This is a genomic window from Arthrobacter sp. NicSoilB8, assembly GCF_019977355.1.
GTDB lineage: Bacteria > Actinomycetota > Actinomycetes > Actinomycetales > Micrococcaceae > Arthrobacter.
In genome coordinates this window covers 3,019,374-3,042,216 of the sequence record NZ_AP024655.1, presented here as the reverse complement: position 1 = coordinate 3,042,216, position 22,843 = coordinate 3,019,374, and the positions used below count along the sequence as shown (strand labels likewise).

Sequence of the window (22,843 nt, the reverse complement as noted above, 5' to 3'; positions counted from 1 at the left end):
GGGTATGGAACCTGTGAACACCGATGTTTCAGCTGAGTCCGACGCCGCCGCTGCCGCCGCTGCCGCCGCTGCCGCCGTCGACGGCGATACCGGCACCGGGGAGGCCCCCGGCACCGCGACGCTGGGGATGATCCAGCTGGCGGTGGAGGAACTCTGGCCCGAATCACTGGCCGAGGACTGGGACGAGGTGGGCCTCGTGGCGGGCCACCCGGGCGCCGAGGTGCACCGGGTCCTGTTCGCAGTCGATCCGACCACCGACGTCATCGAAGAAGCCATCGAATTCGGCGCCGAGCTGCTCATCACGCACCATCCGCTGCTGCTCAAGGGCGTGACGAGCGTCGCGGCGAACACGGCCAAGGGCAAGGCCGTGCATCGCCTCATCGAGTCCGGAACGGCGCTGCTGACGGTGCACACGAACGGTGACTCCGCCGTCGGAGGCGTCTCGGACGTCCTGGCCGATGCGCTGGGACTGCAGAATGTGGCCCCGCTGACCCCCGCCGCGAACGGGCTCCCCGAGGAAGGCATCGGCCGGGTCGGTGACCTCGAGGAGGTGCTGACCCTGGGGGATTTCGCGGCCCGCGTTTTCGGGATCCTGCCCTCCGTGGCCGGCGGCGTCCGCGTATCCGGGGACCGGGACGGGCTGGTCCGGCGCATTGCCGTGTGCGGCGGCGCCGGCGACTCCCTCTTCGGCGAGGTGCGGGCCAGCAACGCGGACGTCTACCTGACGGCCGACCTGCGCCACCACCCGGCGTCCGAAGCCCGGGAGGCGGCCGTCAATGACCGGCCCTACCTGATCGACGTGTCACACTTCGCCAGCGAATGGCTGTGGCTGCCTGCCGCCGCCGAGGCGCTGGGCAATGTGCTCGCCGACCAGGGCCACGACGTCGAGATCCGGGTCAGCACCACCAACAGTGATCCGTGGGACTTCATTCTGACTCCGGGCGGGGACTAGAGTCTAGGAAGCGCCGGTACGGTGCCCGGCTCCGGCCGGATTGGATTTAGCGGAGGTAAATAGTGGCCAAGGCAGCACCGGCGGAACAGTTGAAGTTGCTCGAATTGCAGGGACTCGATGCCAAGCTCAAGTCCTTGTCCAACCGCCGACGAAGCCTTGAAAGCGACTCCCGGATCACCGACCTGGAAGCGGCCCTCAGCGTGGCCAACGGCGAACTTGGCGCTGCCAAGGTGGCCGTCCACGACGCCGAACTCGAGCTCAAGCGCTCGGAGGCCGACGTCGAGCAGGTTGCCTCCCGAATCGAACGCGACGAGGCGAAGCTCAACAGCGGCACGGGCCTGTCCAAGGACCTCGTGGCCCTGCAGCGCGACCTCGTGTCCCTGAACAAGCGCCGCTCCGACCTCGAGGACGTCGAGCTTGAGGTCCTGGAACGGCTCGACTCGCTCCGCGCCCGCCAGGCCGCGCAGCAACGGATCGTCGATGACATCCAGGGCTCCTTCGGCTCCATCCGCGCCGAACTGGACGAACAGCTGGCCGAGATCGACGCCGAAGCCACCGTGGTGCGCGGGCAGCGTGCCGAGTTCGCCGCGGGACTCGACGCAGGAATGCTCGCCGTCTACGAGAAGACCCTGGCCAGGCGCGGCGTGGGCGCGGCGCGGCTGTTCCACGGCACCTCCGAGGGCTCCGGCATGCAGCTCAGCCCGGGCGACCTCGCCGAGATCAAGGCCGCCGCCGAGGACGACATCGTCTTCTGCCCGGACTCCGGCTGCATCCTGGTGCGCTCCGCCGAGTGGGCCTAGCCACCCAACTGACTAGCAGCAGGGGCCGTTTTGAGGGCTCAGAACGGCCCCTGCTGCTAGCTAGTTGGGCAGGATGATGTTCAGGGTGTGCGGCTTCCGGGCCGTGCCCTCCACGAGCTCGGCGACCCACTTCTCGGCCGCCGCTTGTCCCAGCTGCGCGGGCGTCGAGGGCGCCTTGCCCCTGCGGCTGAGCAGATGCCGCGCCAGTTCGCCGCGGGTGTGCTTCGCGAAGTGGCTGACCACCTTGCGCACGCCGCCGGTCTCGGTGAAGACGTTCACGGCCACCGTCTGTTCCGGCGGGGGAGTCCAGGCCGCGGCGTAGGTGCTGGACCGGCAGTCCACCAGCAGCTCGCCCGCGGTGGCCGGCGCCAGGGCATCGTTCAGTTGCGGCTTCCAGAACGAGGCGAGCCGCCCGACGTCGGGCAGTGCGGTCCCCATCGACAGCCGGTAGGCCGGCACGCGGTCCGCGAAGCGGATGGCGCCCCACAGGGCGGAGATCACGAGCACGGATTCGTCGGCCTTCTTCCGCTGCGCCGGGGTCAGGGAGTCGTAGCCGAGGGCGTCGTAGAGCACGCCGGAATACACCTGATGGGCCGGGGCGGCGGGTTCGGCGTGCAGGCGGGTGTTGCGTTCGACGTCGGCACTCAGCGACGCGCCGACGCCCAGGAGCGCCAGGGCGTCCTTGTGGGCGCTGACTGTCCCGAGCGCGTCAAGGACCTTGGCCCGGGCGCTGTTGAGGTCCGGAAAGCTCAGGGTGGTCCAGTCGGCGGCGTCCCCGCCGGTAGCGGGGGTCTTGCCCTCGGAGGGCGGCAACAGAATTAGCACCGTACGATCTTACCGGCGGCCGCCTGGCCGGGACGTGGGGCCGATGTCCCGGGCACGGATCAGCCGAGATTCCTGGCCAGGAAGCTCACGACGTCGGGCAGGACCCGCCGCCAGTAGGCCGCCTCATGGGCGCCGGGCAGGAACCCGCCCTCGAGCGGACCGGGGAGGTCGCCGACGTAGTCCTGGACGGTGGGAAGCAGATCGTCTTCGGTGCCGCAGTCAATCCGTTTTGGCAGAGACGCCAGTTGCGGCCGGAGGGCGAAGACGTCATTGGCGGCAAAGTCATCCGGGCTGTCGAACGCATGCTCCCGGGTCGCGTCGTACCGGGCCCAGACGGCGGGGCTCATCGCCGCCACGGCGCGGAGGCCGGGGACCTTCCCCTGCGAGGCGAGCAGCAGCGCCCCGAATCCGCCCATGGACAGTCCGAACAGCCCCACCCTGGCGGTATCCAAGCCCGACCCGGCGAGGAGGGGCAGGAATTCGGTCAGCAGCATTGACTGTGTGTCGGTTCCGTCCGCCCGGGCGTGCCACCAGGAATCGCCACCGTCGACCGCCGCGATGGCGAACGGCGTGCCGCCTCCGTCCACGTGGCGCTGCAGGACCGCCTGGGCGCCGAGTTCGGCGAAGAGGAAGCCATTGCCGCTGCCGGTGCCATGCAGGAAGACGGCCACCGGAAGCTTTCCCGCGCCCGCTTCGGCGCCGGCCCCGGCTTCCGGGGAGGCGGACGCGGATGCCGGGGAGGCCGCGGCGGATGCCGGCACGGCGACGGACCAGCCCGTGGGAAGCCCTGGGCGGAACGCAGAGACGAACGAGCCCGTCCGGAGCCCCGCCTGCGGGCCCGCGGCGACGGTCCCGAAACTCACTCCGGGATCCGGCGTCCGGTGCCCGGCCGCCGGGGCGCAAGATGTCAGCGCTGCGGCGCCCAGCAGTCCGGCACCGAGTTCCAGCATCTGGCGGCGTCCCAGCCGCGGCCTCTCCATCGTCCGATCATAGGCGTCCCGGCCGGGGCTACGCGGCCTTGATCGGTGCCGCCGGCGTCGTTGACGGTGTCGGTTCCGTTGGCGTCGTCACCGGCGCCGCCGGCGCCTGAGCCGGGACCGTCGCCGCTGCTGCGGCCGCAAGCCCTGCCTTCGCCGCCTGGTCCTCGCGCGTCAGGAAGGCGCCCAGTTCGGCAATGGTGCTCATCAGGGGTGCGGGGAAGACGACGGTTGAGTTCTTGTCCACCCCGATCTCCACGAGGGACTGCAGATTGCGCAACTGCAGGGCGACAGGGTGGGCCATCATCGTGTCGGATGCCGCGCCGAGGGCCACGGCCGCGATGGCCTCGCCTTCGGCCGAAATGATCTTGGCCCGCTTCTCCCGCTCGGCCTCCGCCTGCCGGGCCATCGCCCGCTTCATGCTGTCCGGGAGTTGGATGTCCTTGAGTTCGACGAGGGTCACCTCGACGCCCCATTCCAGCGTCAGGGCGTCCAGGATTTCCCGGATGTCGCTGTTGATGCGCTCGGTCTCGGACAGTGTCTGGTCCAGGCTGTGGCGGCCGACCACCTTCCGCAGGGTGGTCTGGGCGATCTGGTTGATGGCCGCCCCCACGTCTTCAATCGCCACGACGGACTTCACGGCGTCGATCACCCGGTAGTAGGCCACTGCCGAGATGTCGACACTGACGTTGTCCTGGGTGATGATCCCTTGCGACTGGATCGGCATTGTCACGATCCGCAGGCTCACCAGCTGAAGCCGGTCCACCACGGGGATGATGAACCGCAGGCCCGGCATCCGGACTGCGACCACCCGGCCCAGCCGGAACAGGACGCCCCGTTCGTATTGGCGCACAATCTTGATCGACATCCTGGCCAGGACAAGCACCAGGACGATGGCGAGCAGCCAGATGATGACGGCGGTCCAGTTCATCGAGATCGTTTCCTTGACTAGCAGGAATCTTCCTCCAATTCTCCCACCGGCCGCCCCAAAAGGCCCCGGTGGGGCGGCGATGCCGGGGGAGACCGTAGAATGAACAGCGGATGGGTTGACCAGGCGGCCGCGCGTCACGCAAGTGGCTCGAGGAACGTCCGGGCTCCGCAGAGCAGGGTGGTGGGTAACGCCCACTCGGGGTAACCCGCAGGCCAGTGCCACAGAGAACAGACCGCCTGCGTGCGGCGTGTGCTTGCACAGGCCGCTGGGCAGGTAAGGGTGAAACGGTGGTGTAAGAGACCACCAGCTTCCCGGGTGACCGGGAAGGCTAGGTAAACCCCACCCGGAGCAAGGCCAGACAGGGCACGATTGAGGGCTGCTCGCCCGAGTGCCCGGGTAGGCCGCTGGAGGGCGTCGGCAACGGCGTCCGTAGATGGATGGCCGCTACTCCCGCGCCGGCAACAGCGCGGGAACACAGAACCCGGCGTATCGGTCAACCCATCCACCCACCGGCCGCCGGGAGTCCCCGTATTCGGAGCGCGATTCGGCCGACACAGGCTGCGGGCCGGGGGTCGCGCGCCTGCACGGATGCAACCTTGGGGAAACCTTGAGGCATGCTTGACTTCATCCCGGCGAGACCCGACACTTCAATGAACGCTTCAGGTAACGGTGCATTGAGCGATGGTTGAGGAGTCATAGTGCCGGACGATGCAGCATACGACTATGTGATCGCCGGGGGTGGCACAGGCGGCAGCGTCCTGGCCGGCAGACTTACCGAAGACCCTTCGGTGCGGGTGCTCCTGCTCGAGGCAGGAAGATCCGACCGCCATCCGTTCATCCACATGCCCGCGGGCTTCCCTAGATTAAAGGGAGGCCCGTATCAGTGGGCCTACAACAGCGTTCCGCAAAAGAACAACAACGGCCGCACCATCCCGCTCCCGCAAGGACGCGGTCTTGGCGGCGGCGGCTCCATCAACTCCCAGGTCTTCACGCGGGGCGTGGACGAGGACTACGACGGGTGGGTGGCTGACTACGGTTGCGAGGGCTGGTCCGCCGCTGAGGTGGCCAAGTACTTCGTCCGCTCGGAGTGCAACTCACGACTCTCAGGACCCCACCACGGAACCCAGGGGCCGCTCGGCGTCTCGGACCTCCTGAGTCCGCACACGCTCTCGGCGGCGTTCGTGCAGGCCGGCCAGGAGTTCGGGCTACCGTACAACAGCGATTTCAACGGCGCCGAACAGCACGGCGTCGGTTTCTACCAGACCACCACCAAGAACGGCCGCCGGTGCAGCGCTGCGGTGGCCTACCTGAAACCCGCGCGCAGGCGGCGCAATCTCACGGTGCGCGTGAACGTGACGGTATCGAAAGTGGTCATCAAGAAGGGCCGCGCCGTCGGCGTCGAGACGATCGAAGACGGAGTGGCGCGCACCTACAGCGCCCGGCGCGAGGTAATCGTCGCCAGCGGCGCTTTTGGATCTCCGAAGTTGCTCCAGCTTTCAGGCATTGGCGACCCCGCGGACCTCACTGCCGCCGGTATCGAGGTGATCCATGCGCTGCCGGGCGTCGGGAAAAACCTGCAGGACCACCTGGACCTGGACATCATCTACGAACTCACCGAGGACCACAGCCTGGACCGGTTCAACCGCGTGCGCCCGGCGACAGTCATGGCCGGTCTCGAGTACCTGGCCTTCCGCTCGGGACCGTTCGCGTCCAACCTGGTCGAGGCCGGCGGCTTCAGCTACGCCAACAAGGACGAGAAGACCCCGGACCTGCAGTTCCACTTCCTGCCCGCCGCGCGGTCCGAGACGGGCATAGCCACGCTGCAGCCCGGCTTCGGCATGACGCTGAACTCCTACTTTCTGCGCCCCCGCAGCCGGGGGACAGTGCGGGTCGCCTCGGCAGATCCCGCGCAGTTACCGCTCATTGATCCGAATTTCCTCGCCGACGACTACGACCTCGAGATGACAATCGCCGGCGTGCGGCAGAGCCGCGAGATCATGGCGCAGTCGTCAATGGTCCCGTTTATTAGGGCGGAGCACATCGGCGACGGGTCGCGGGTGGCAACCCGCGACGAGTACGTGAACTTTGTGCGCTCCTTCGGGCGGACCTCTTACCACCCGGTCGGCACCTGCGCCATGGGCGCCACCGACGATTCCGTCGTCACTCCCCGGCTGATGGTCCACGGGCTGGAGGGACTGCGGGTGGTCGACTCCTCGATCATGCCCCGCCTCATCAGCGCCAACACGCAGGCGCCCACCATCATGATCGCGGAAAAAGCTGTGGACATGATTCTGGAGGACGCAGCCAGGCTAATGCCCGGAGTGAGTGGTCTCGCCGGCTCCTCCGTGGGCCCGGACGGTGTGTGAGTCATTTCACGCACAACCGGGCACCGGACCCCGCCGTGCCGCCCTTAGAATTGATGGTGAACGTAGAAGTTCCGCCGCCGGGCCTGCGTTCGCAGCCGGCGGTTTTGCTTTGCGCTCATTGAGGCGCCCGGGGTGGACCGAATCCCCGCCGGCGCCCAGGTACCGGACACCCTCCGGCGGCCGACTTCCCCCTACGAGGACGTAGGGGGTGGATTCTAGGAAGGTAGTTCTGTGAGCCAGACGTCAGATTCTTGTCTTGATACGTGGATGGGCCGCGAGGCACTCGCCGAGGCCATGATCCCCGTGATCGGCCGGCTGTACCGCGAAAACAACGTGGTGACCTCCATTCACGGGCGCAGCCTGATCAACAAGTCCACCATGAACATCCTCAAGGCACATCGTTTCGCCCGCCGGATGAGCAAAGAAGAACTGCGCCTCGAGGAGACGGCCCCGCTGTTGGAGGCACTCACCAAGCTGGACCTTGGCGCCGCGGCGATCGATATCGCCCGCCTGACCGAGAAGTACCGCGCCGAGGGCGAGGGCGTGAGCCTGGATGAGTTCCTCCGCGAGGAACTCGCCGAGGTTGTCGGCAAGCGCGGCGGCGATGACCGCACCAGCACCGACGTCGTCCTCTACGGCTTCGGCCGGATCGGCCGGCTCCTGGCCCGCCTCCTGATCGAAAAGGCCGGCGGCGGCCACGGCCTGCGCCTGCGCGCCATCGTGGTGCGCCGCGGCTCGGACAACGACCTCGCCAAACGCGCCAGCCTGCTGCGCCGCGACTCGGTCCACGGCTCCTTCGAAGGCACCATCAAGGTGGACCTCGAAAACGACACCATCACCGCCAACGGCGTGCAGATCCAGGTCATCTACTCGGACAACCCCGCCACGGTCGACTACACCGCCTACGGCATCAAGGACGCCCTGGTGGTGGACAACACCGGCCGCTGGCGCGACGCCGAGGGCCTGTCCCAGCACCTGCAGAGCAAGGGCGTCTCCCGGGTGCTGCTCACGGCTCCGGGCAAGGGCGAGCTGAAGAACATCGTGCACGGCATCAACCACGGCACGATCACCGATTCGGACACGATCGTCTCGGCCGCGTCCTGCACCACCAACGCCATCACGCCGGTCCTGAAGGCGATCAATGACCGCTACGGCGTGGTCCACGGGCACGTCGAGACGGTCCACTCCTTCACCAACGACCAGAACCTGATCGACAACTTCCACAAGGGCGACCGCCGCGGCCGCTCCGCCGCGCTGAACATGGTGATCACCGAGACCGGTGCCGCCAAGGCCGTGGCCAAGGCGCTGCCCGAACTGCTCGGCAAGCTCACCGGAAGCTCCATCCGCGTCCCCACCCCGGACGTGTCCCTGGCCATCCTGAACCTGAGCCTGGAGAACGGCACCACCACGGACGAAGTCAACGACTACCTGCGGGAAATGTCGCTGCACTCGGACCTGCGCAAGCAGATCGACTACATCGATTCGCCGGACGTTGTCTCCACGGACTTCGTCGGCTCGCGCCGCGCCGGCATCGTCGACGGCCTCGCTACCATCTCCAACGACAAGAACCTCGTCCTGTACGTCTGGTACGACAACGAGTTCGGCTACAGCTGCCAGGTGGTCCGCGTCATGGAGGAAATGGCCGGCGTCAACCCGCCGTCCTTCCCTGCAAAGGACGCCACCTCCATCCTCGAGGCCGCCGGGCTGCCCGCACAGGTCTAGGTGCAGTAACCCGGCGGGGCCTTCGTCCCTGACCCGGACTTGTTCCTCCTTTCCCGGCCGATGTACTGGAATCGGCCGGGAAAGGGAACCACAATGGAGCCATGGAACAGAACCCGGCTATTGAACACGAGACCACCCTGGAACACGCGCTGGACGTCGCACGGAGCAACGCGAAAGAAGCGAAACGGCTCCTTGACGACGCCGTCGCCAAACGCCAGACCGGTGAGGTCAACGACGACCGGGTGAACCAGCTCCAGTCACTGCTTGATCTGGCCAACGAAGACCTGAAACGGGTCACGCGGGAACAATAGCCCGCGGCTGCCCGGCCACCGGTCCTCAACACTGTGGACAATGTCCTTGGTGTCAGAGCGCCGGCGTAGGCTCAGGACGTGCAACCGGATCGGTGTCCGCAGGTATTATCATGACCGTCACGTGGACGGAATTCCGCCGCGCCCGGCGCCGCTCCCTCCAGGCCTGGCTTCTCCTCGCCGTGGCCGGCCTGGCCGTCCTCGGCGGCCTGGCGTGGTTCTTCACGGCCGGCCAGTTTGCCGCCGCGGAGCCGCAGGTTGCCGGCCCCAGCGACGCTCCCGTGCTTGCGGGCGGGTGGATGAGCCCGGTCGACGCCGTCCGGACCGTCCCCGAGGCAAGCGCCGCAAGTCTGCTGGACACACTTCCGGTCAAGGGCCGGGCAGCCAGGGACACCTACGACCGGAGCGCGTTCGGCCAGGCCTGGCTCGACGCCGACCGCAACGGCTGCGATACCCGCAACGACATCCTCCGCAGGGACCTGGAGGCAGCCGAATTCGTGACCGGGTCAGGGTGCCAGGTGGCCGGCGGCACCCTCCGGGAACCGTACACCGGCCGGACGATCGCGTTCCGCCGGGGCGCCGAGACCAGCGCCGCCGTGCAGATCGACCATGTCGTGGCGCTCGGCGACGCCTGGCAGAAGGGGGCCCAGCAGCTCACCGCACAGCAGCGCGAACATCTGGCCAACGACCCCCTCAACCTGATCGCCGTCGACGGCCCCGCCAACCAGGACAAAAGCGCGTCCGACGCCGCCACTTGGCTGCCGCCTAACAAGGCGTTCCGCTGCCACTACGTTGCCCGCCAGATTTCCGTCAAGGCAGCCTACCTGCTGTGGGTCACGCCCACAGAGAAGGAGGCGATGAAGCGCATCCTCGGATCCTGCCCGCAGCAGCAAAGCATCGTTCCACGCTGACTGCACCGTGCTCCGTACACCCAGACCATGTATTGCCGTGCCTCTTGCCGCCATGCCCTCACTGGGTCAGGCACGGGCCTCGGTGCCGGCCGGCTGGAGTGCTGCCCGGGACGTTTTCCTCTGGCAGCCCGGACACGGCCGCGATGTGCTGGCAGTCCGGCGGCAGCAGCGCGGCGCTCAATGCGGGGGAGAGGCACAAGGATGACCGGGACCAAGAGGCTGGCGTTCGGACGGCTGGGGCTTCCGGGCACGAGCTTCGGGAGGCTGGCACTGGCGCTGGCAGTGTTAGGACCGGTCCTGATCATCGGGATCGGCTGGCTTGGCATTGTCCTGGGCGTGAACCTGGGCACGACAAATGAATATCACGCTTTGAACTCCGTCGGATGGTTTGTCACCGTCATGGTGACGGTGATCGCAGTGGTCCTATGGACCGACCTACTCTGGGGCCGCGAGGATTCCGCCGCCGTCGGAGTGGCCACTGTGCTTTATTCGATCCTGCTGATCATGCTCGTTCCCCTGGCAATAGATGCCGCCACCGGCGCACCTCTCCTCTGACGCGTCAGGCGTCTGACTCGGTCAACGGCTGCGGCCTACGGCTCGAATGGCCGGACCGCGAGTTCTGCCTCGAGCCGTTCGACGTCGTCGCGGCGGCACAGCTCTGTGGCCGTCGTCGTCACGGTGGCGGTCCCGGCGGCGACGGCGGCCCGGAACGCGTCCTCCAGGCCGCGGCCTTGTGCGAGCCGGAGCACGAAGGCCGCCAGGAAGCTGTCGCCCGCGCCCACCGTGCTCCGGACCCGCACGTGCGGCACCGGCAGCCTGAGGGTTCCGGACTTTGATGCCAGCACTGCTCCTTCTCCGCCCAGCGTCAGGGCAACGTGCTGCGCCGACCCGTCGGCCACGAGGGACGACGCGGCCGCGACCTGGCTCTCGTCGGTGTCCAGGGTCCCGCCGACGAGTGCGGCGAGTTCCCGCCGGCTCGGTTTGACCAGGAAGACCCCCTCTGCCAGCGCCGCGGCGAGGGAGGGCCCCGAAGCGTCCACAACGCACCGTGCCCCGCGCTCGTTCGCCAGCCGGGCAACCTGGGCATAGAAGTCGTCGGGAACGCCTTTCGGCAGGCTTCCGCTCGCGACAACATATCCGCCCGCCGGGACGGATTCCGCGACAATCGCCAGGCATCTGCGCCATTCCTCCTCGCTCAGTTCGGGACCCTCAAGGACAAAGCGGAACTGTTTTCCGGTCGTCGTTTCATCGACCGTGAAGTTCTGGCGTGTGCTGCCGCTGATTGGCACCAACAGAGTGGGGATGCGCTCGGCTTCGATCAGCCGGCGGTAAGCCTCGCCGGTCGGACCGCCGGCCGTATAGGCCGCGATGGTCTGCCCTCCGAGCCGGTGCACAACCCGTGCCACGTTGACCCCGCCGCCGCCCGGGTCCAGCCGGCTGGTGTGGCACCGGAGCTTGTGCTCGCCAATGACCTGGTCGGTGACCGTGCTGACGTCCAGGGCAGGGTTTACCGTGAGCGTGAGGATTGGCTGCATCGCCGTCGGCACCGGGAATTCCATGGCCCAAGCATAGGAGCTCCGCCGGTCCCGGCCCCCGGGCTGGAGGGCCCTTGTAGGCGTTGTGCTGTCCGGCGAGAATGGGCGCTGCGGGACAAGCCGCCACGCCGGAGCACGGGGACGGGAAACATGGCACATCGCACGGGTGATTCGGGCAAGGGGCGCGCCGGTCAGAAGAAGGGCTCCGGAGGTTCCGCGCGGAAGCGGGCCCGGCTGGCGGTCGGCCTCTACGAGGCTGAACTCCTGCGGCTCCAGGCCGAGCTGGTAGGTCTCCAGGAGTGGGTCCGGAGCACCGGCGCACGCGTCCTGGTCATCTTTGAGGGCCGGGACGCAGCGGGCAAGGGGAGCGCGATCAAGCGGGTCACCGAGTACCTGAATCCGCGGTTCGCCCGCATCGTTGCGCTGCCGGCACCCACGGAACGCGAACGCGGTGAGTGGTACTTCCAGCGCTATGTGGCGCACCTTCCCGCCGCCGGGGAGATCGTCCTGATGGACCGCTCGTGGTACAACCGCGCCGGCGTCGAACACGTCATGGGCTTTTGTACCCCGGCCGAACACAAGCGCTTCATGGCGCAGTGCCCGGTCTTTGAGCGCCTGCTCATCCAGGACGGCATCCTGCTCTTCAAGTACTGGTTCTCGATCAGCCATGCCGAACAGGAACGGCGGTTCAGGTCCCGCCTGGATGATCCCATGCGGCAATGGAAGCTCTCGCCGATGGACCGCGAGGCAATCCTGCGCTGGGAAGACTATTCGCGGGCCAAGGACGACATGTTCGTGCAGACGGACACGGCAGAATCACCGTGGTACGTGGTGGAAGCCGAAGACAAACGCCGGGCCAGGATCAACCTCATTGCCCATTTGCTCTCCAGCATCGACTACACCGAAGTGCGGACTGAACCGGTGACCCTGCCGGAGCGGCCGAAGGCCGTCAACTACACGCGGCCGCCGCGGGAGCTGTTCCACTATGTGCCGGACTACGCGGCGAGCCTGGAAAATCCGGGGGAGGCTTAGCCGAGCGCCCGTCCCGGAATGCGCGGCCCGGCAATTCGCGGTCTGGAAATTCGCGTTCTGGAATCACGGTCCGGAATCACCGTCCGGGGTCAGGGTCCGGACTTCACGGTCCGGTGCGTGCCGCAAGGCGGCGGGCCGGGTAGGGTACCGGCATGGATATCATTCTGGTTCCCGGATTCTGGCTGGACGCGACATCGTGGGCGGAGGTGACGCCGCCGCTGGTCGCGGCAGGGCATGCAGTGCACCCGCTCACGCTGCCTGGACTGGAATCGGTGGACGCCCCGCGGGCAGGCATCGGCCTGGCAACCCACATCGGCGCCGTCGTCGCCGCGATCGATGCGTTCGCCGACCCGGTTGTCCTGGTGGGACACTCGGGCGGCGGCGCCATCATCCACGGCGCGGTTGACGCCCGCCCCGGCCTGGTGGCCCGCGCCATCTATGTTGACAGCGGACCCCTGGGGGACGGCGGGGTCATCAACGACGAACTCCCGACCGACGGGGACGCCATCCCGCTGCCGCCGTGGGAACTCTTCGAGGACGAGGACCTCACGGACCTGACCGAGGAACTGCGGACCATGTTCCGCGCCCGTGCCATCCCGCAGCCGCGCGGGGTTGCCCAGGACAAGCAGCAGCTGCGTGACGAACGCCGCTACGACGTCCCGGCCACCATCATCGCCTGCGAATTCCCGTCCGCCCTGCTGACGGAGATGATTGCCGGGGGCCACCCCTACGTGGCCGAACTCGCACGCATCCGCGACGTCGACTACGTGGACCTGCCCACCGGGCACTGGCCGCAGTTCACCAAGCCCGCCGAGCTCGGCGCCGCGATCCTGGCGGCCGTCGAACGCACTTCGGGGAGCTAGCCGGCCGGGTTCACTTCCGAACTAGGGAAAATCCGCGGAGATTCCCCACCTTTGGACCCCGACGGCGGCCCGTCCCGCCAAACCGCCGTCGAATTCCGCCGCGCCGATGTCAAAGGTGGGGGAATCCGCGCACCCTGGAGCACATCCACGCCCTGCCTCCCGCCGCCTTCACTGTTGTCTGGTCGGGTCAGTGGCCGAACGGGTCCGGGTCCACGCCCGGCATCCAGGTCAGGCCGGGAACGCCCCAGCCGCTCCGTTTGGCCTGTTTCATGGCCTTGCGCGCATAGCGGTCGATGAGCCGGTCCACGTAGAGCTTGCCGTCGAGGTGGTCGTACTCGTGCTGGATCACCCGGGCAAACCAGCCGGTCGCCTCGAATTCCACCGGCTTCCCGTCGCCGTCGAAGCCCTGGACCCTGGCCCATTCGGCCCGCTTGAGCGGGTACTGGCCGCCCGGGAAGGACAGGCAGCCTTCCTCTTCATCGTCGGGGTCCGGCAGTGCGCCGGACACCTTGGAAAGGGTCAGCACAGGGTTGACCACGACGCCGGTGGGCGGGGCGCCGTCGTCGTTGTCGTACTTGTACACGAAGAGACGCTTGCCAACCCCCACCTGGGGGGCGGCGAGCCCGACGCCGTTGGCGGCGTCGTTGGTCTCGAACATGTCGGCAATCAGGGTGCGGAGCCCGTCGTCGAAGACTTCGACTTCCGCGGCCCGGCGGTGGAGCACGGGCTCGCCCCAGATTGTGATGGGCAGGACGGTCATGTCAGGAAGGTTCCTCGGGTGCTGTCGGAGAGGGGCGGGTCAGCCGGCGATGGTGCGGCCGACGACGTCACGCATGATTTCGTTGGTGCCGCCGAAGATCGTCAGCAGCCGGGCGGCGAGATAGGCCTGGGCCACCGGGTATTCCAGGATGTAGCCGTAGCCGCCGTGCAGCTGCAGGCAGCGGTCCGTGACGGACTTGGCGCGCTCGGAGGCCCACAGTTTGGCGCGGGCCGCGCCGGCGGCGTCGAGCTCCCCGGCGTTGAAGGCCAGGATGGCCTGGTCGACGTAGGTTTCGGTGACCTCGACCTCGGTGAGGATGTCGGCGAGTTCGAAGCGGCTGTTCTGGAAGTCGATGATCCGTTCGCCGAACGCGTTGCGGTCCTTCGTGTAGCTGACGGTCGCCTCGTAGACGGCGCGCACGACGGCGGAGCTGGCCACCGCGATCGCCAGGCGGCCCTGGGGGAGCTGTTCGGCCGCGTACTGCAGCCCCTTGCCCTCCTCGCCCACCAGGTCGGCATGCGGGACGCGGACGTTGTCGAAGAACAGTTCCGCCGTGTCCGAGGCCTTCAGGCCCATCTTGTCCAGCTGTTTGCCGGTGTTGTAGCCCTCGCCCTTCTGAACCATGAAGAGGGAGAACGAGTCGTGGTTTCCGCGTCCGGTGCCGCCGTCGGTGCGGGCCAGGACCAGGGAGGCGTCGCCGGAGATGCCATTGCCGATGAACGTCTTCTGGCCGCTGATCAGCCAGTCGTCGCCGTCGCGCACTGCCTTGGTGCGGATGCCGCGCAGGTCGGAACCGGCGCCGGGTTCGGTCCAGGCGATCGAGGTGACCTTTTCGCCGGAGACCATGGCCGGCAGCCAGCGGGCCTTGAGGTCATCGGAAGCGTAGGCCAGCAGGTGGGGGAGGACCATGTCATCATGCAGGTGGAACGCCAGACCGACGGCGAGGTGGTTGCTTTTGGCGAATTCTTCGTCGAGCACCGCGCGGAAACGGTAATCGCTCATGCCCATGCCGCCGAACTCCTCCGGCACGGCCAGGCCCAGCAGGCCCTGTTCACCGGCCGCAGACCACAGCTCACGCGACATCATGTGGTCTTCGTCCCACTGGGCGTAGTGGGGGGCCACCGCGCGCGCGTTGAACTCCGCGGCCATCTCGCGGAACATCTCGTGGTCTTCTTCAAAGAGCTTGCGCTTCACTGCGTTTCCTTCCAATGACAGTTCCTGGGACGACTGCGCCGAACGCCTGATCTTGCACAGCCGCTCTGCGCAGGCCGGCGATCCTGCGCAGAGAACGACAAAGACAAGACAACGGCACAGACAACAAAGGCCGCACCGGATATCCGGTGCGGCCTTTGAAAAGGTCGGACAATCACTGCCGTCCTTCATGAGGGTGAGCGACGGGGGTTGAACCCGCGACCTCCTGGACCACAACCAGGCGCTCTGCCAACTGAGCTACGCCCACCATGTGCCGTATCAGGCCCTCCGGCGAACCGGCTGACTGGAAAGGCAACGACAAATAGCTTACCTGTTGTTCGGGGGTGCTTTTGCCACTTTTGCGATTTTCACCAAAATTTCCGCGAAACGTGGCGCAGATTACTTTTCGGCAGGCTCGTTTTCGGCAGGCTCGGCTGCGTCGCCGCCCATGACGCGCTTGGCGATTTGCTGTGCCGTGGCACTGTCCGGTCCGGGCGCGGGGACGAACACGGCCTCCCGGTAGTAGCGGAGTTCGTCGATCGAATCCTTGATGTCGCCCAGGGCGCGGTGCCCGCCCAGCTTGGCGGGGGACTGGAAGTACGCCCGGGCAAACCAGCGGCGGGAGAGCTCCTTGATGGTGCTGACGTCGATGACCCGGTAGTGCAGGTGCTCCACGACGTCGGGCATGTCCCGGACCAGGAACACGCGGTCGGTGCCCACGGAGTTGCCGCCGAGCGGTGCCTTCTTGGGGTCCGGCACCCATTTCTTGATGTAGTCCAGCACGGCGGCCTGCGCTTCGGCCATCGTCTTGCCGTTCGGCAGCTCCGCCAGGAGGCCGGACCGCGTGTGCATGTCGCGGACGAAGTCGTTCATCTGGGCCAGCGCGGCGTCGTCGGGCTTGATGACGACGTCGACGCCGTCACCCAGGATGTTGAGTTCGGAATCCGTCACGAGGGCTGCCACCTCGATGAGGGCGTCGTTTTTGGTGTCCAGGCCGGTCATTTCGCAGTCGATCCAGACGATGCGTTCGTTAGTTATAGGCACCCGCCCAGCCTACCGTTCCGACGCCACGGAGCCGTCCGGTGCTAGGATTTCCGGTACGCGGCCGTCGATTTATTTCGTGAACGTATTTCGCAAACGCGGCGCCCCGGGCCGGATTGTTCGGCCGGCTGTGGGCGGAATTTTGACCCACAACAGATTGGACGATTCTGATATGACGGCGCCTGTGCCTGCGGCGGGGGAAACGGCTGCCGGTATCTCCCGCCCGTCCTTGTCCCGGAAGTCTGAGTCCCCCGCGTCGTCGTCCGGCCCTGCCCTGTCCGGCACTGCCCTGTCCGGCACCGCTGTGTCCGGCACTGCTGTCTCCGGAACTGCGCGGGTAGACGACGTCGACAATCCCCGGTCTCCGATCCTCGCCGGGTTCCTGGGTTCGCTGTTCATGACGATCGGTTCCATCGGCGTCGGTTGGCTCGCCCCGGTGTCCGAGCTCCGCCGCGTCCCGCTGTTTATCTGGATGCGCACTGAGGCCATTGGCGTGGCCTTGTCCATTGTGCTGCTGGCCTTTGGCGGCATGCTGCTGGTCCGCGCCTGGCTGCGGCTCGGCCAGCGCGTCCGCGTCTGGGGAGCCGGTGCCCGCAAGGCCACGCTCCAGGCGACGGTGGCGTGGGGCCTGCCGCTGATGTTCTCCGTGCCGCTGTTCAGCCGCGACGTCTACGCCTACATCGGCCAGGGCCGGCTCATGGTGGAGGGTTTCAACCCCTACGAGAACGGCATTTCGGCCCTCTCCAACTACTTCCAGCTCGGCGCCGACAAGATGTGGACCGAGGCTCCCGTCCCGTACGGCCAGCTCTTCCTGTGGATCGAACAGTTCGTGGTCTGGGCCACCAACGTGCACCCCGAAGGCAGCATCATGCTCTTCCGGTTGGCGGCGCTGGTGGGCATCGTCCTGTGCGTGATCTACGTGCCCAAGCTGGCCGAACTCCACGGAGTGAACCCGAACCGCGCCCTGTGGCTGACGGCGGCCAACCCGCTGTTCCTCACCAACTTCATCGCCAGCGTGCACAACGACGCGCTCATGATCGGGCTGGCCCTGGCCGGCCTGTATTACTGCGCCACGCGCCGGGTCATTCTCGGCATCGTGCTCGTCACGCTGTCCATCTCGGTCAAGCCCATCACGATCGTCTTCCTGCCGTTCATCGGCCTGCTCTGGGCGGGGAAGAACGCGAGCTGGCCGCGCAAATTCGTCTTCTGGGGCCTCACGGCCGGCATCAGCCTCGCCCTGCTGTATCTCATGAGCCGGGTCAACGGCTTCGGCTTCGGCTGGATCAACGGGCTGTCCGCCCCGGGCAGCATCTGGATCTGGTACGCGCCCGTCGGCCTGATGGGCCTGATCGTCGCCTCGATTTCCAACGCGTTCGGGCTTGACGGCTGGGGCCTCGCCAAGTGGGCATTCGACGCCGGCAAGCTGGTCGCCGTCGGGATCGTCGCCTGGCAGATCTTCCGCGGTGACTACGACCGCCTGATGCGCCGGCTCACCCTGGCGTTCGCCGCCGTCGTGCTCCTGTCCCCGATGATCCAGTCCTGGTACATCGTCTGGCTCATTCCGCTGTTTGCCGTCACAGGCATCCGCGACGACTGGCAGGTCAAGGCGCTCTACTTCATCGTGTCCTTCTTCATGGTCTACGCGATCTCGGACCAGCTGGATGTGTTCCCGTACCTGCAGACCGCGGACCTGGGACTGGCCCTGGCGCTGGCCCGCAACGCCGCGGCCATCATCGCCCTGTTGTTTGCCCTGTACCTGATCTTCCTGGATCCGAAGACCAAGCTGCTGTTCAGCAAATCGGACGAGCCCGTCACGACGCGGCCCATCATCTAGGCCGGCAGGTTCCGCAACGCTTCCTTGCGGGAGAGCGGGCTCAGCTGTTCCCCATGCCGCTGCACGAACGCCCGCACCCAGTCCGGATCGGTCCTGGCGTACTGGCGCAGCGCCCACCCGATCGCCTTGCGGATGAAGAACTCCGGATCGCCCAGATTGGCCTCGATCACCGTGGCCAGGAGGGCCGTGTCCGTGGCGGTTTTCGCCCCCAGCTGCGCCGTAATGGCGGCCCGCCGGATCCAGAAGTCATCATCCCTGCTCCAGCTCCCCAGCACCGGGACCAGTTCTGCCCGGTGTGCCTGCAGGAGCGCGCCCAGCCGGTGCGCCACCCCGTCCACGAGGTCCCACCAGGCCCCGGTGCGGATGATTTCCTCGTACAGGGCCAGCATGCTGAGCTCCCCGGCCGCGAGCTTCAGCCCGGTGAGCTCGATCGCGGCGTAGCGTTCCTCACGGCAGCCGGCGTTCCGCCACAGCGCGAGCACCGTGTCCTGCAGGTCCGCCAGACCGGCCGGCGGGTGCTCGGCGGCTGCGGCCTTGACGATCCTGCGGACCTCCGGAACCCGCACGCCCAGGAACGGCATCTGCGATTTCATGTACGCCTGCGCCCCGGCAGCGCGGCCGGGATCGGCCGCGGCCCGCAGCCGGCCGCGGATCGCTGCGATCAGTTCCGTGGTGGCCATAAGGCCACTGTAGACATCCAGGGGCGGGCCTTAGAGTTGAACCCAGCAACCCGTGGCGCCGCGCCGGAAGGAATCCCATGTCCATGATCAAGACTCCCGAAGAGATCGCACTCATGCGCGAGGCCGGCCGGGTGGTCGCCAACACGCTGGTCCGGGTCAGGGACGCCGCCGCCGTTGGTGTCTCGCTCAAGGAACTCGACGAGGTCGCCGCCGCCTCCATCGCCGACGCCGGTGCCACCCCGGCGTTCCTGAACTACCGGCCGCGCTGGGCGTCCGTCCCGTTCCCCGGGGTCATCTGCGCAAGCGTCAATGACGCCGTCGTCCACGGCATTCCCAACGACTACCGGCTTCAGGACGGGGACCTGCTAAGCGTGGACTGCGGCGCGTTCCTGAACGGCTGGTGCGGCGATGCCGCCGTCAGTTTCATCGTGGGAACCCCGGACCCGGTGGACCAGGCCCTCATCGACGCCACGGACGCCGCACTGGCCCGGGGGATCGACGCGGCGAGGATCGGGAACAAGATGGGGGATCTGGCCTACGCGATCGGCGGGGCAGCACGCCGGGCCGGCTACGGGCTGCTCGCCGACCACGGTGGCCACGGGATCGGCAAGACCATGCACGCCGAGCCGCACGTGCCCAACGACGGCCGGCCGGGCCGCGGCATCAAACTGACCGAGGGCCTGGTCATCGCCATCGAACCGATGCTGATTCTGGGCCGCAAGGACGACTACTACCATGATGACGACGAGTGGACCCTCCGCACCGCGAACGGGCGCCGCGCCGCGCACAGCGAGCACACCGTTGCCATCACGAAGGACGGCCCGGTCATCCTGACGCTGCCCTGAGCAGCCAGTCAGGCGGACGACGGCGTGCCGGTGCCGGCCGGGGAAGCCGTCAGGCGGACGACGGCGCGTCCGGGCACCGCGGCGCTGACCACGTCGAATCCCGCGGCGAGGAAGAGCCCCAGGGTGCCGTGATAGAGGTCCGCCGGGGCCGCCTTGGGCCGCTGTGCCGGATCGACCGGATAGCCCTCCACAGCCTTTGCCCCGTTGGCGAGGGCGTGCCCGACGGCGGCTGTGAGCAGCGCCCGCGCCACGCCGGTTCGGCGCTGGCCGGGGGCGACGACGAAACAACTGACGGCCCACACCTGGTTTGCGTCAGGATCCCGGACCGCCTCGGGGGCCGCCGCCAGGACCTTCGAGCGCAGGATCCGTGGATAACACCCGCGAGGCTCGACGGCGCACCAGCCCACCGGAGTCCCTCCCCGGAAGGCCAGGACCCCCGGAGGCGGGGCATCGCCGTCGAACTTGTCCCGCAGCTGGGCCTTCCGCTGCTCCGGGGTGGACTCGGACCACTGGGTTCCGGTCACGGCAAAGAAGCGGCACCAGCAGCGGGACGGTTCGCCGCGGATGCCGAAAAGACGCTCGACGTCGGGCCAGTCCGCCGCGGCGGTGGTGACGGCTGCCTGGCTCCGGGATTCCGCGTCACTCATGGAAAAAGGCTAGCGCCTGCCGGCGTCAGCGGGTGCCCGTGCCCGGGCTGGTCCGTCGGCTGACGCGCTGACGGTGTGCGGCGAGCCGCAGCTGAATGATCCGGGCGGCACCGGCGATCGCGACCAGCACACCGCCGCCGACCGCTGCGATGAACAGGGCAATGCCGAGCGGGACCGACCCCTGGAGGCCAAAGAACTTCACCAGCACATATTCCTGGTTCTGCAGGATGAAGGCGATGAGCAGGATCAGCACCACCAGCGCGCAGGCAACCGCGGCCCAGACCATCCCCGCGCGGGTGACCTGCCGCGTTTCCGGGGCGGGCGCGGGCTTGGGGGTTTCTGCGCGGGCAGTTTCCACCTGCGGCGGGGTCGTGCCGGCAGCCGGAGTGCCGGCAACGGGAGTCCCGGAATCCGGATCGGGGCTGCCTGGCACCCCGGCAGTGTAGCCGGGCCCGGCGGACCCGGGCGTGATGTCAGCGTCCCCCGGCTTCCGGGTGGTCATGTTCGGGGTGGTGATGGTGTCCTCGGGATTGCCGGGCTCGGAGCTGCGGGGTGTCTGGGTCATGGCGGCCGTACCTTTCGGTTGCGGGCAGGGCACCCGGGCGTTCCCGGGCGGCCTGCCTGTCCACTCAATACTAAGCGTGCTGATGGCTCGCGGGGCATGCGGGACATGCGGGACGCGGGCGCGTCCGGGCCCGGATGTGGCCCGGATCCGGCCCTGCCGGGGCTGCGGATGTGGGCCCGGATGTGGGCCCGGACAGCGCGTGGGTCAGGAGGGCCGCCCCGTCGCCGTGGCACGGCCTGGGCAGTCCTCGGAAATACCGACGGGCGGCCGCCTGGGCCGGCCAAACCCGCCGGGGGTTATGGGCGGCCCGGGCTGTTGGCACCGGCCCGGACTCGGTATAACGTCACAGCCAAGGGAAAGCCTTGATGAGGAGGCGCGGCCGTGACCATTATTGACAACGCCGTCTATGTGGACGGTCGCCGGACCGCCGATCCGGAAGACCTCGAGGAGACGTATTTCCTCCTGCGGCAGCGCCAGGGCATGGCCTGGATCGGGCTCTACCGGCCGGAGCCTGACGAACTGCGTTCGGTGGCGGAGGAATTCGACCTGAGCCATCTGGCCGTGGAGGATGCGCTCGCCGGCCACCAGCGGGCGAAGCTGGAGCACTATGGCGAGACGTTGTTCCTGGTGCTGCGGCCCGCCCGGTACTTGGATGATGTGGAAAAGGTCGAGTTTGGCGAGATCCATGTTTTTGCCGGCCCGGACTTCGTGGTTACTGTCCGCCGGGCCGAGTCGCCCGATCTGGCCAAAGTGCGCCGGCGCATGGAGTCCGAGCCGGAGTTCCTGGCGCTCGGACCGGATGCCGTGCTGTACGCCATTCTGGACCAGGTGGTGGATGAGTACGAGCCGGTGGCGGCCGGGCTGGAAAACGACATAGATGAAATCGAAGATGATCTGTTCGCCGCCGATCCCGGGGTGTCGCGCAGGATTTACGAACTGTCCCGCCAGGTCATCACGTTCCAGCGCGCGACGGCCCCCCTGTCCGGGATCCTGCAGACGCTCATGGCCGGCGGCCCGGACGGCGTGCCGGACCCTGAGCTGCAGGACCATTTCCGCGACGTCCTGGACCACGCCCTCAGGCTCGGGGAGCGGGTGTCAGCCTTCCGTGCGCTGCTTCAGAATGCGCTGGCCGTGAACGCGGCCCTCGTGGCCCAGCGGCAAAACGACGAAATGCGCCTCCTGACGGAGTCCAGCTTCGCCCAAAACGAACAGGTCAAGCGGATTTCGTCGTGGGCTGCGATCCTGTTCGCCCCGACGTTGATCGCGTCGATCTATGGCATGAACTTCCGGGCTATGCCGGAGCTCGACTGGATTTTCGGCTATCCGATGGCGCTGGGGCTCATGCTCGGCATGGGTGCGATTCTGTTCCTGGCGTTCAAGCACAACAAGTGGATCTGACGCCCGGCCGCCGGCGGCACAGCATGTTTTGTGACGTAGGGAGGCAAAGTCAGACCGGATCCGGCTGACACCACGAACCACATCAAGGAGAACGGAATGGGCGCCTCTGACGAACTCGCCGCCATCGAAGCGCGGCTCACAGAGGACGAGAACGAATATGCCGGCCGGGTCGTCGACCAGAACGTCCGCGACCGGCGATATCTCCTTGCCCTCGTCCGGGACCAGCAGGCCCGACTGGATGAGCTTACGGCCAGGCACAACGGGTGTGCCGCCGCCTCCGAGGGCTTGGACTGCCCGCCAGGCGCATGATGCCAGGTGCCACCGGCGGTGCACCGGCCCTGCGCCGTTTCCAGTGTGGGAGGTGGGTTCGGCGGCGATTCGGCGGGTTCCGGTGGAACGTACCCGAGGTTGGAGCAGGAAACGGCCCTGACCTTGCGTTGTCGCAGGTCAGAGCCGCTCTCTTGTGCCCCAGGAGGGAATCGAACCCCCGACCGGCGGATTAGAAGGCCGCTGCTCTATCCCCTGAGCTACTGGGGCACGCTGGATCCCGCCGGCTGCTGCCGGGGGACGCCTCCAAAAGTTTACAGTGCCGGACGGCCGGTGACGGTCAACACCGGCGGATGTCCTGTCCTGCAGGCGGGACCATTCCCCAACACATCG

General features: G+C 67.6%; 23 protein-coding genes, 2 tRNA genes and 1 other RNA gene. 14 read left to right on the top strand and 12 right to left on the bottom strand.

The features are described from left to right. Positions 1-4 precede the first annotated feature (4 nt). On the top strand, positions 5-952 hold the full coding sequence (locus tag LDO15_RS13715; protein WP_223979522.1) for a Nif3-like dinuclear metal center hexameric protein: 948 nt from the start codon (positions 5-7) through the stop codon (positions 950-952). A gap of 62 nt (positions 953-1,014) precedes the next feature. Continuing rightward, positions 1,015-1,752: a C4-type zinc ribbon domain-containing protein gene (locus tag LDO15_RS13710; RefSeq protein ID WP_223979520.1), complete on the top strand. Its 738-nt coding sequence runs from the start codon at positions 1,015-1,017 to the stop codon at positions 1,750-1,752. Positions 1,753-1,812: 60 nt separating this feature from the next. Here the strand turns inward: LDO15_RS13710 and LDO15_RS13705 are convergent, their stop codons facing one another. Genes LDO15_RS13705 through LDO15_RS13695 form a run of 3 tightly spaced genes read right to left on the bottom strand, consistent with a single transcriptional unit; the run spans position 1,813 to position 4,485 of the window. Continuing rightward, entirely contained in the window at positions 1,813-2,577 is a 765-nt protein-coding gene (locus tag LDO15_RS13705) for a peroxide stress protein YaaA (protein ID WP_223979518.1), read from the bottom strand. Between the two features lie 59 nt (positions 2,578-2,636). Next, positions 2,637-3,557 carry an alpha/beta hydrolase-fold protein gene (locus tag LDO15_RS13700; protein WP_223979516.1) on the bottom strand — a complete coding sequence of 307 codons (921 nt, stop codon included), beginning with the start codon at positions 3,555-3,557 and terminating at the stop codon, positions 2,637-2,639. Positions 3,558-3,585: 28 nt separating this feature from the next. Next, positions 3,586-4,485, bottom strand: a complete 900-nt coding sequence (locus LDO15_RS13695) for a slipin family protein (RefSeq protein WP_223979515.1) — start codon at positions 4,483-4,485, stop codon at positions 3,586-3,588. A gap of 111 nt (positions 4,486-4,596) precedes the next feature. On the opposite strand from LDO15_RS13695, the gene rnpB reads away from it, so the two are divergent. The 6 genes from rnpB to LDO15_RS13665 all read left to right on the top strand — a co-directional run bounded on the left by rnpB (position 4,597) and on the right by LDO15_RS13665 (position 10,347). Continuing rightward, positions 4,597-4,990, top strand: an RNA gene (gene rnpB / locus LDO15_RS13690) — RNase P RNA component class A. Between the two features lie 193 nt (positions 4,991-5,183). Next, positions 5,184-6,851, top strand: a complete 1,668-nt coding sequence (locus LDO15_RS13685) for a GMC family oxidoreductase N-terminal domain-containing protein (protein WP_223979514.1) — start codon at positions 5,184-5,186, stop codon at positions 6,849-6,851. Between the two features lie 267 nt (positions 6,852-7,118). Then, on the top strand, positions 7,119-8,573 hold the full coding sequence (locus tag LDO15_RS13680; RefSeq protein WP_263428398.1) for a glyceraldehyde-3-phosphate dehydrogenase: 1,455 nt from the start codon (positions 7,119-7,121) through the stop codon (positions 8,571-8,573). Positions 8,574-8,674: 101 nt separating this feature from the next. Then, on the top strand, positions 8,675-8,884 hold the full coding sequence (locus tag LDO15_RS13675) for a hypothetical protein (RefSeq protein WP_223979512.1): 210 nt from the start codon (positions 8,675-8,677) through the stop codon (positions 8,882-8,884). A gap of 110 nt (positions 8,885-8,994) precedes the next feature. Continuing rightward, positions 8,995-9,792, top strand: a complete 798-nt coding sequence (locus tag LDO15_RS13670; RefSeq protein ID WP_223979511.1) for an HNH endonuclease family protein — start codon at positions 8,995-8,997, stop codon at positions 9,790-9,792. Between the two features lie 201 nt (positions 9,793-9,993). Beyond that, positions 9,994-10,347 carry a hypothetical protein gene (locus tag LDO15_RS13665; RefSeq protein WP_223979510.1) on the top strand — a complete coding sequence of 118 codons (354 nt, stop codon included), beginning with the start codon at positions 9,994-9,996 and terminating at the stop codon, positions 10,345-10,347. A gap of 35 nt (positions 10,348-10,382) precedes the next feature. On the opposite strand, the gene LDO15_RS13660 is transcribed toward LDO15_RS13665, so the two are convergent. After that, on the bottom strand, positions 10,383-11,351 hold the full coding sequence (locus LDO15_RS13660; RefSeq protein ID WP_223979508.1) for a 1-phosphofructokinase family hexose kinase: 969 nt from the start codon (positions 11,349-11,351) through the stop codon (positions 10,383-10,385). A gap of 126 nt (positions 11,352-11,477) precedes the next feature. Between LDO15_RS13660 and ppk2 the strand changes: the two genes are divergently transcribed. Together ppk2 and LDO15_RS13650 are read left to right on the top strand one after the other, a co-directional pair. Further along, positions 11,478-12,359, top strand: a complete 882-nt coding sequence (ppk2, locus tag LDO15_RS13655) for a polyphosphate kinase 2 (RefSeq protein ID WP_223979506.1) — start codon at positions 11,478-11,480, stop codon at positions 12,357-12,359. A 152-nt stretch (positions 12,360-12,511) separates the two neighbouring features. Then, positions 12,512-13,222 carry an alpha/beta hydrolase gene (locus LDO15_RS13650; RefSeq protein WP_223979504.1) on the top strand — a complete coding sequence of 237 codons (711 nt, stop codon included), beginning with the start codon at positions 12,512-12,514 and terminating at the stop codon, positions 13,220-13,222. A gap of 187 nt (positions 13,223-13,409) precedes the next feature. Here LDO15_RS13650 and def read toward each other — a convergent pair whose 3' ends face one another. From def to orn, 4 genes are all read right to left on the bottom strand, one after another. Further along, a complete protein-coding gene (def, locus tag LDO15_RS13645) occupies positions 13,410-13,982 on the bottom strand; it encodes a peptide deformylase (protein WP_223979502.1) in 573 nt (190 codons plus the stop codon). 39 nt (positions 13,983-14,021) lie between these two features. Then, positions 14,022-15,176 carry an acyl-CoA dehydrogenase family protein gene (locus LDO15_RS13640; protein WP_223979500.1) on the bottom strand — a complete coding sequence of 385 codons (1,155 nt, stop codon included), beginning with the start codon at positions 15,174-15,176 and terminating at the stop codon, positions 14,022-14,024. A 192-nt stretch (positions 15,177-15,368) separates the two neighbouring features. After that, a tRNA-His gene (locus LDO15_RS13635) sits at positions 15,369-15,441 on the bottom strand. A gap of 131 nt (positions 15,442-15,572) precedes the next feature. Further along, positions 15,573-16,175 (bottom strand): oligoribonuclease, encoded by a 603-nt coding sequence (gene orn, locus LDO15_RS13630; RefSeq protein ID WP_263428397.1) that lies wholly within the window; start codon positions 16,173-16,175, stop codon positions 15,573-15,575. Positions 16,176-16,386: 211 nt separating this feature from the next. Between orn and mptB the strand changes: the two genes are divergently transcribed. Continuing rightward, complete coding sequence (gene mptB / locus LDO15_RS13625; protein WP_223979498.1) at positions 16,387-18,048, top strand: polyprenol phosphomannose-dependent alpha 1,6 mannosyltransferase MptB; 1,662 nt, start codon at positions 16,387-16,389, stop codon at positions 18,046-18,048. Here mptB and LDO15_RS13620 read toward each other — a convergent pair. Next, positions 18,045-18,728, bottom strand: coding sequence for a DNA alkylation repair protein (locus tag LDO15_RS13620; protein ID WP_223979497.1), 684 nt, complete (start codon positions 18,726-18,728; stop codon positions 18,045-18,047). The genes mptB and LDO15_RS13620 overlap by 4 nt on opposite strands. Before the next feature lie 77 nt (positions 18,729-18,805). Here LDO15_RS13620 and map point away from each other — a divergent pair, with 77 nt between their 5' ends. Beyond that, a complete protein-coding gene (gene map, locus LDO15_RS13615; RefSeq protein ID WP_223979496.1) occupies positions 18,806-19,573 on the top strand; it encodes a type I methionyl aminopeptidase in 768 nt (255 codons plus the stop codon). Positions 19,574-19,581: 8 nt separating this feature from the next. On the opposite strand, the gene LDO15_RS13610 is transcribed toward map, so the two are convergent. Beyond that, complete coding sequence (locus LDO15_RS13610; RefSeq protein WP_223979495.1) at positions 19,582-20,220, bottom strand: GNAT family N-acetyltransferase; 639 nt, start codon at positions 20,218-20,220, stop codon at positions 19,582-19,584. Positions 20,221-20,245: 25 nt separating this feature from the next. Further along, complete coding sequence (locus LDO15_RS13605) at positions 20,246-20,785, bottom strand: lipopolysaccharide assembly protein LapA domain-containing protein (protein ID WP_223979494.1); 540 nt, start codon at positions 20,783-20,785, stop codon at positions 20,246-20,248. Between the two features lie 381 nt (positions 20,786-21,166). Between LDO15_RS13605 and LDO15_RS13600 the strand changes: the two genes are divergently transcribed. Together LDO15_RS13600 and LDO15_RS13595 are read left to right on the top strand one after the other, a co-directional pair. Next, positions 21,167-22,183, top strand: coding sequence for a magnesium and cobalt transport protein CorA (locus tag LDO15_RS13600; protein WP_223979492.1), 1,017 nt, complete (start codon positions 21,167-21,169; stop codon positions 22,181-22,183). A 96-nt stretch (positions 22,184-22,279) separates the two neighbouring features. Then, positions 22,280-22,492 (top strand): hypothetical protein, encoded by a 213-nt coding sequence (locus LDO15_RS13595; protein WP_223979490.1) that lies wholly within the window; start codon positions 22,280-22,282, stop codon positions 22,490-22,492. A 155-nt stretch (positions 22,493-22,647) separates the two neighbouring features. Here LDO15_RS13595 and LDO15_RS13590 read toward each other — a convergent pair. Continuing rightward, positions 22,648-22,720: transfer RNA gene (locus LDO15_RS13590), tRNA-Arg, on the bottom strand. Between the last annotated feature and the right edge of the window lie 123 nt (positions 22,721-22,843).

Excerpts from the sequence above, each read along its gene's own strand:
- LDO15_RS13715 (WP_223979522.1), top strand. The coding sequence starts at position 5 with ATGGAACCTGTGAACACCGATGTTTCAGCTGAGTCCGACGCCGCCGCT.
- LDO15_RS13700 (WP_223979516.1), bottom strand. The coding sequence starts at position 3,557 with ATGGAGAGGCCGCGGCTGGGACGCCGCCAGATGCTGGAACTCGGTGCC.
- LDO15_RS13695 (WP_223979515.1), bottom strand. The coding sequence starts at position 4,485 with ATGAACTGGACCGCCGTCATCATCTGGCTGCTCGCCATCGTCCTGGTG.
- LDO15_RS13680 (WP_263428398.1), top strand. The coding sequence starts at position 7,119 with ATGGGCCGCGAGGCACTCGCCGAGGCCATGATCCCCGTGATCGGCCGG.
- LDO15_RS13675 (WP_223979512.1), top strand. The coding sequence starts at position 8,675 with ATGGAACAGAACCCGGCTATTGAACACGAGACCACCCTGGAACACGCG.
- LDO15_RS13670 (WP_223979511.1), top strand. The coding sequence starts at position 8,995 with ATGACCGTCACGTGGACGGAATTCCGCCGCGCCCGGCGCCGCTCCCTC.
- LDO15_RS13665 (WP_223979510.1), top strand. The coding sequence starts at position 9,994 with ATGACCGGGACCAAGAGGCTGGCGTTCGGACGGCTGGGGCTTCCGGGC.
- LDO15_RS13660 (WP_223979508.1), bottom strand. The coding sequence starts at position 11,351 with ATGGAATTCCCGGTGCCGACGGCGATGCAGCCAATCCTCACGCTCACG.
- ppk2 (WP_223979506.1), top strand. The coding sequence starts at position 11,478 with ATGGCACATCGCACGGGTGATTCGGGCAAGGGGCGCGCCGGTCAGAAG.
- LDO15_RS13650 (WP_223979504.1), top strand. The coding sequence starts at position 12,512 with ATGGATATCATTCTGGTTCCCGGATTCTGGCTGGACGCGACATCGTGG.
- def (WP_223979502.1), bottom strand. The coding sequence starts at position 13,982 with ATGACCGTCCTGCCCATCACAATCTGGGGCGAGCCCGTGCTCCACCGC.
- orn (WP_263428397.1), bottom strand. The coding sequence starts at position 16,175 with ATGACCGGCCTGGACACCAAAAACGACGCCCTCATCGAGGTGGCAGCC.
- mptB (WP_223979498.1), top strand. The coding sequence starts at position 16,387 with ATGACGGCGCCTGTGCCTGCGGCGGGGGAAACGGCTGCCGGTATCTCC.
- LDO15_RS13620 (WP_223979497.1), bottom strand. The coding sequence starts at position 18,728 with ATGGCCACCACGGAACTGATCGCAGCGATCCGCGGCCGGCTGCGGGCC.
- map (WP_223979496.1), top strand. The coding sequence starts at position 18,806 with ATGTCCATGATCAAGACTCCCGAAGAGATCGCACTCATGCGCGAGGCC.
- LDO15_RS13610 (WP_223979495.1), bottom strand. The coding sequence starts at position 20,220 with ATGAGTGACGCGGAATCCCGGAGCCAGGCAGCCGTCACCACCGCCGCG.
- LDO15_RS13605 (WP_223979494.1), bottom strand. The coding sequence starts at position 20,785 with ATGACCCAGACACCCCGCAGCTCCGAGCCCGGCAATCCCGAGGACACC.
- LDO15_RS13595 (WP_223979490.1), top strand. The coding sequence starts at position 22,280 with ATGGGCGCCTCTGACGAACTCGCCGCCATCGAAGCGCGGCTCACAGAG.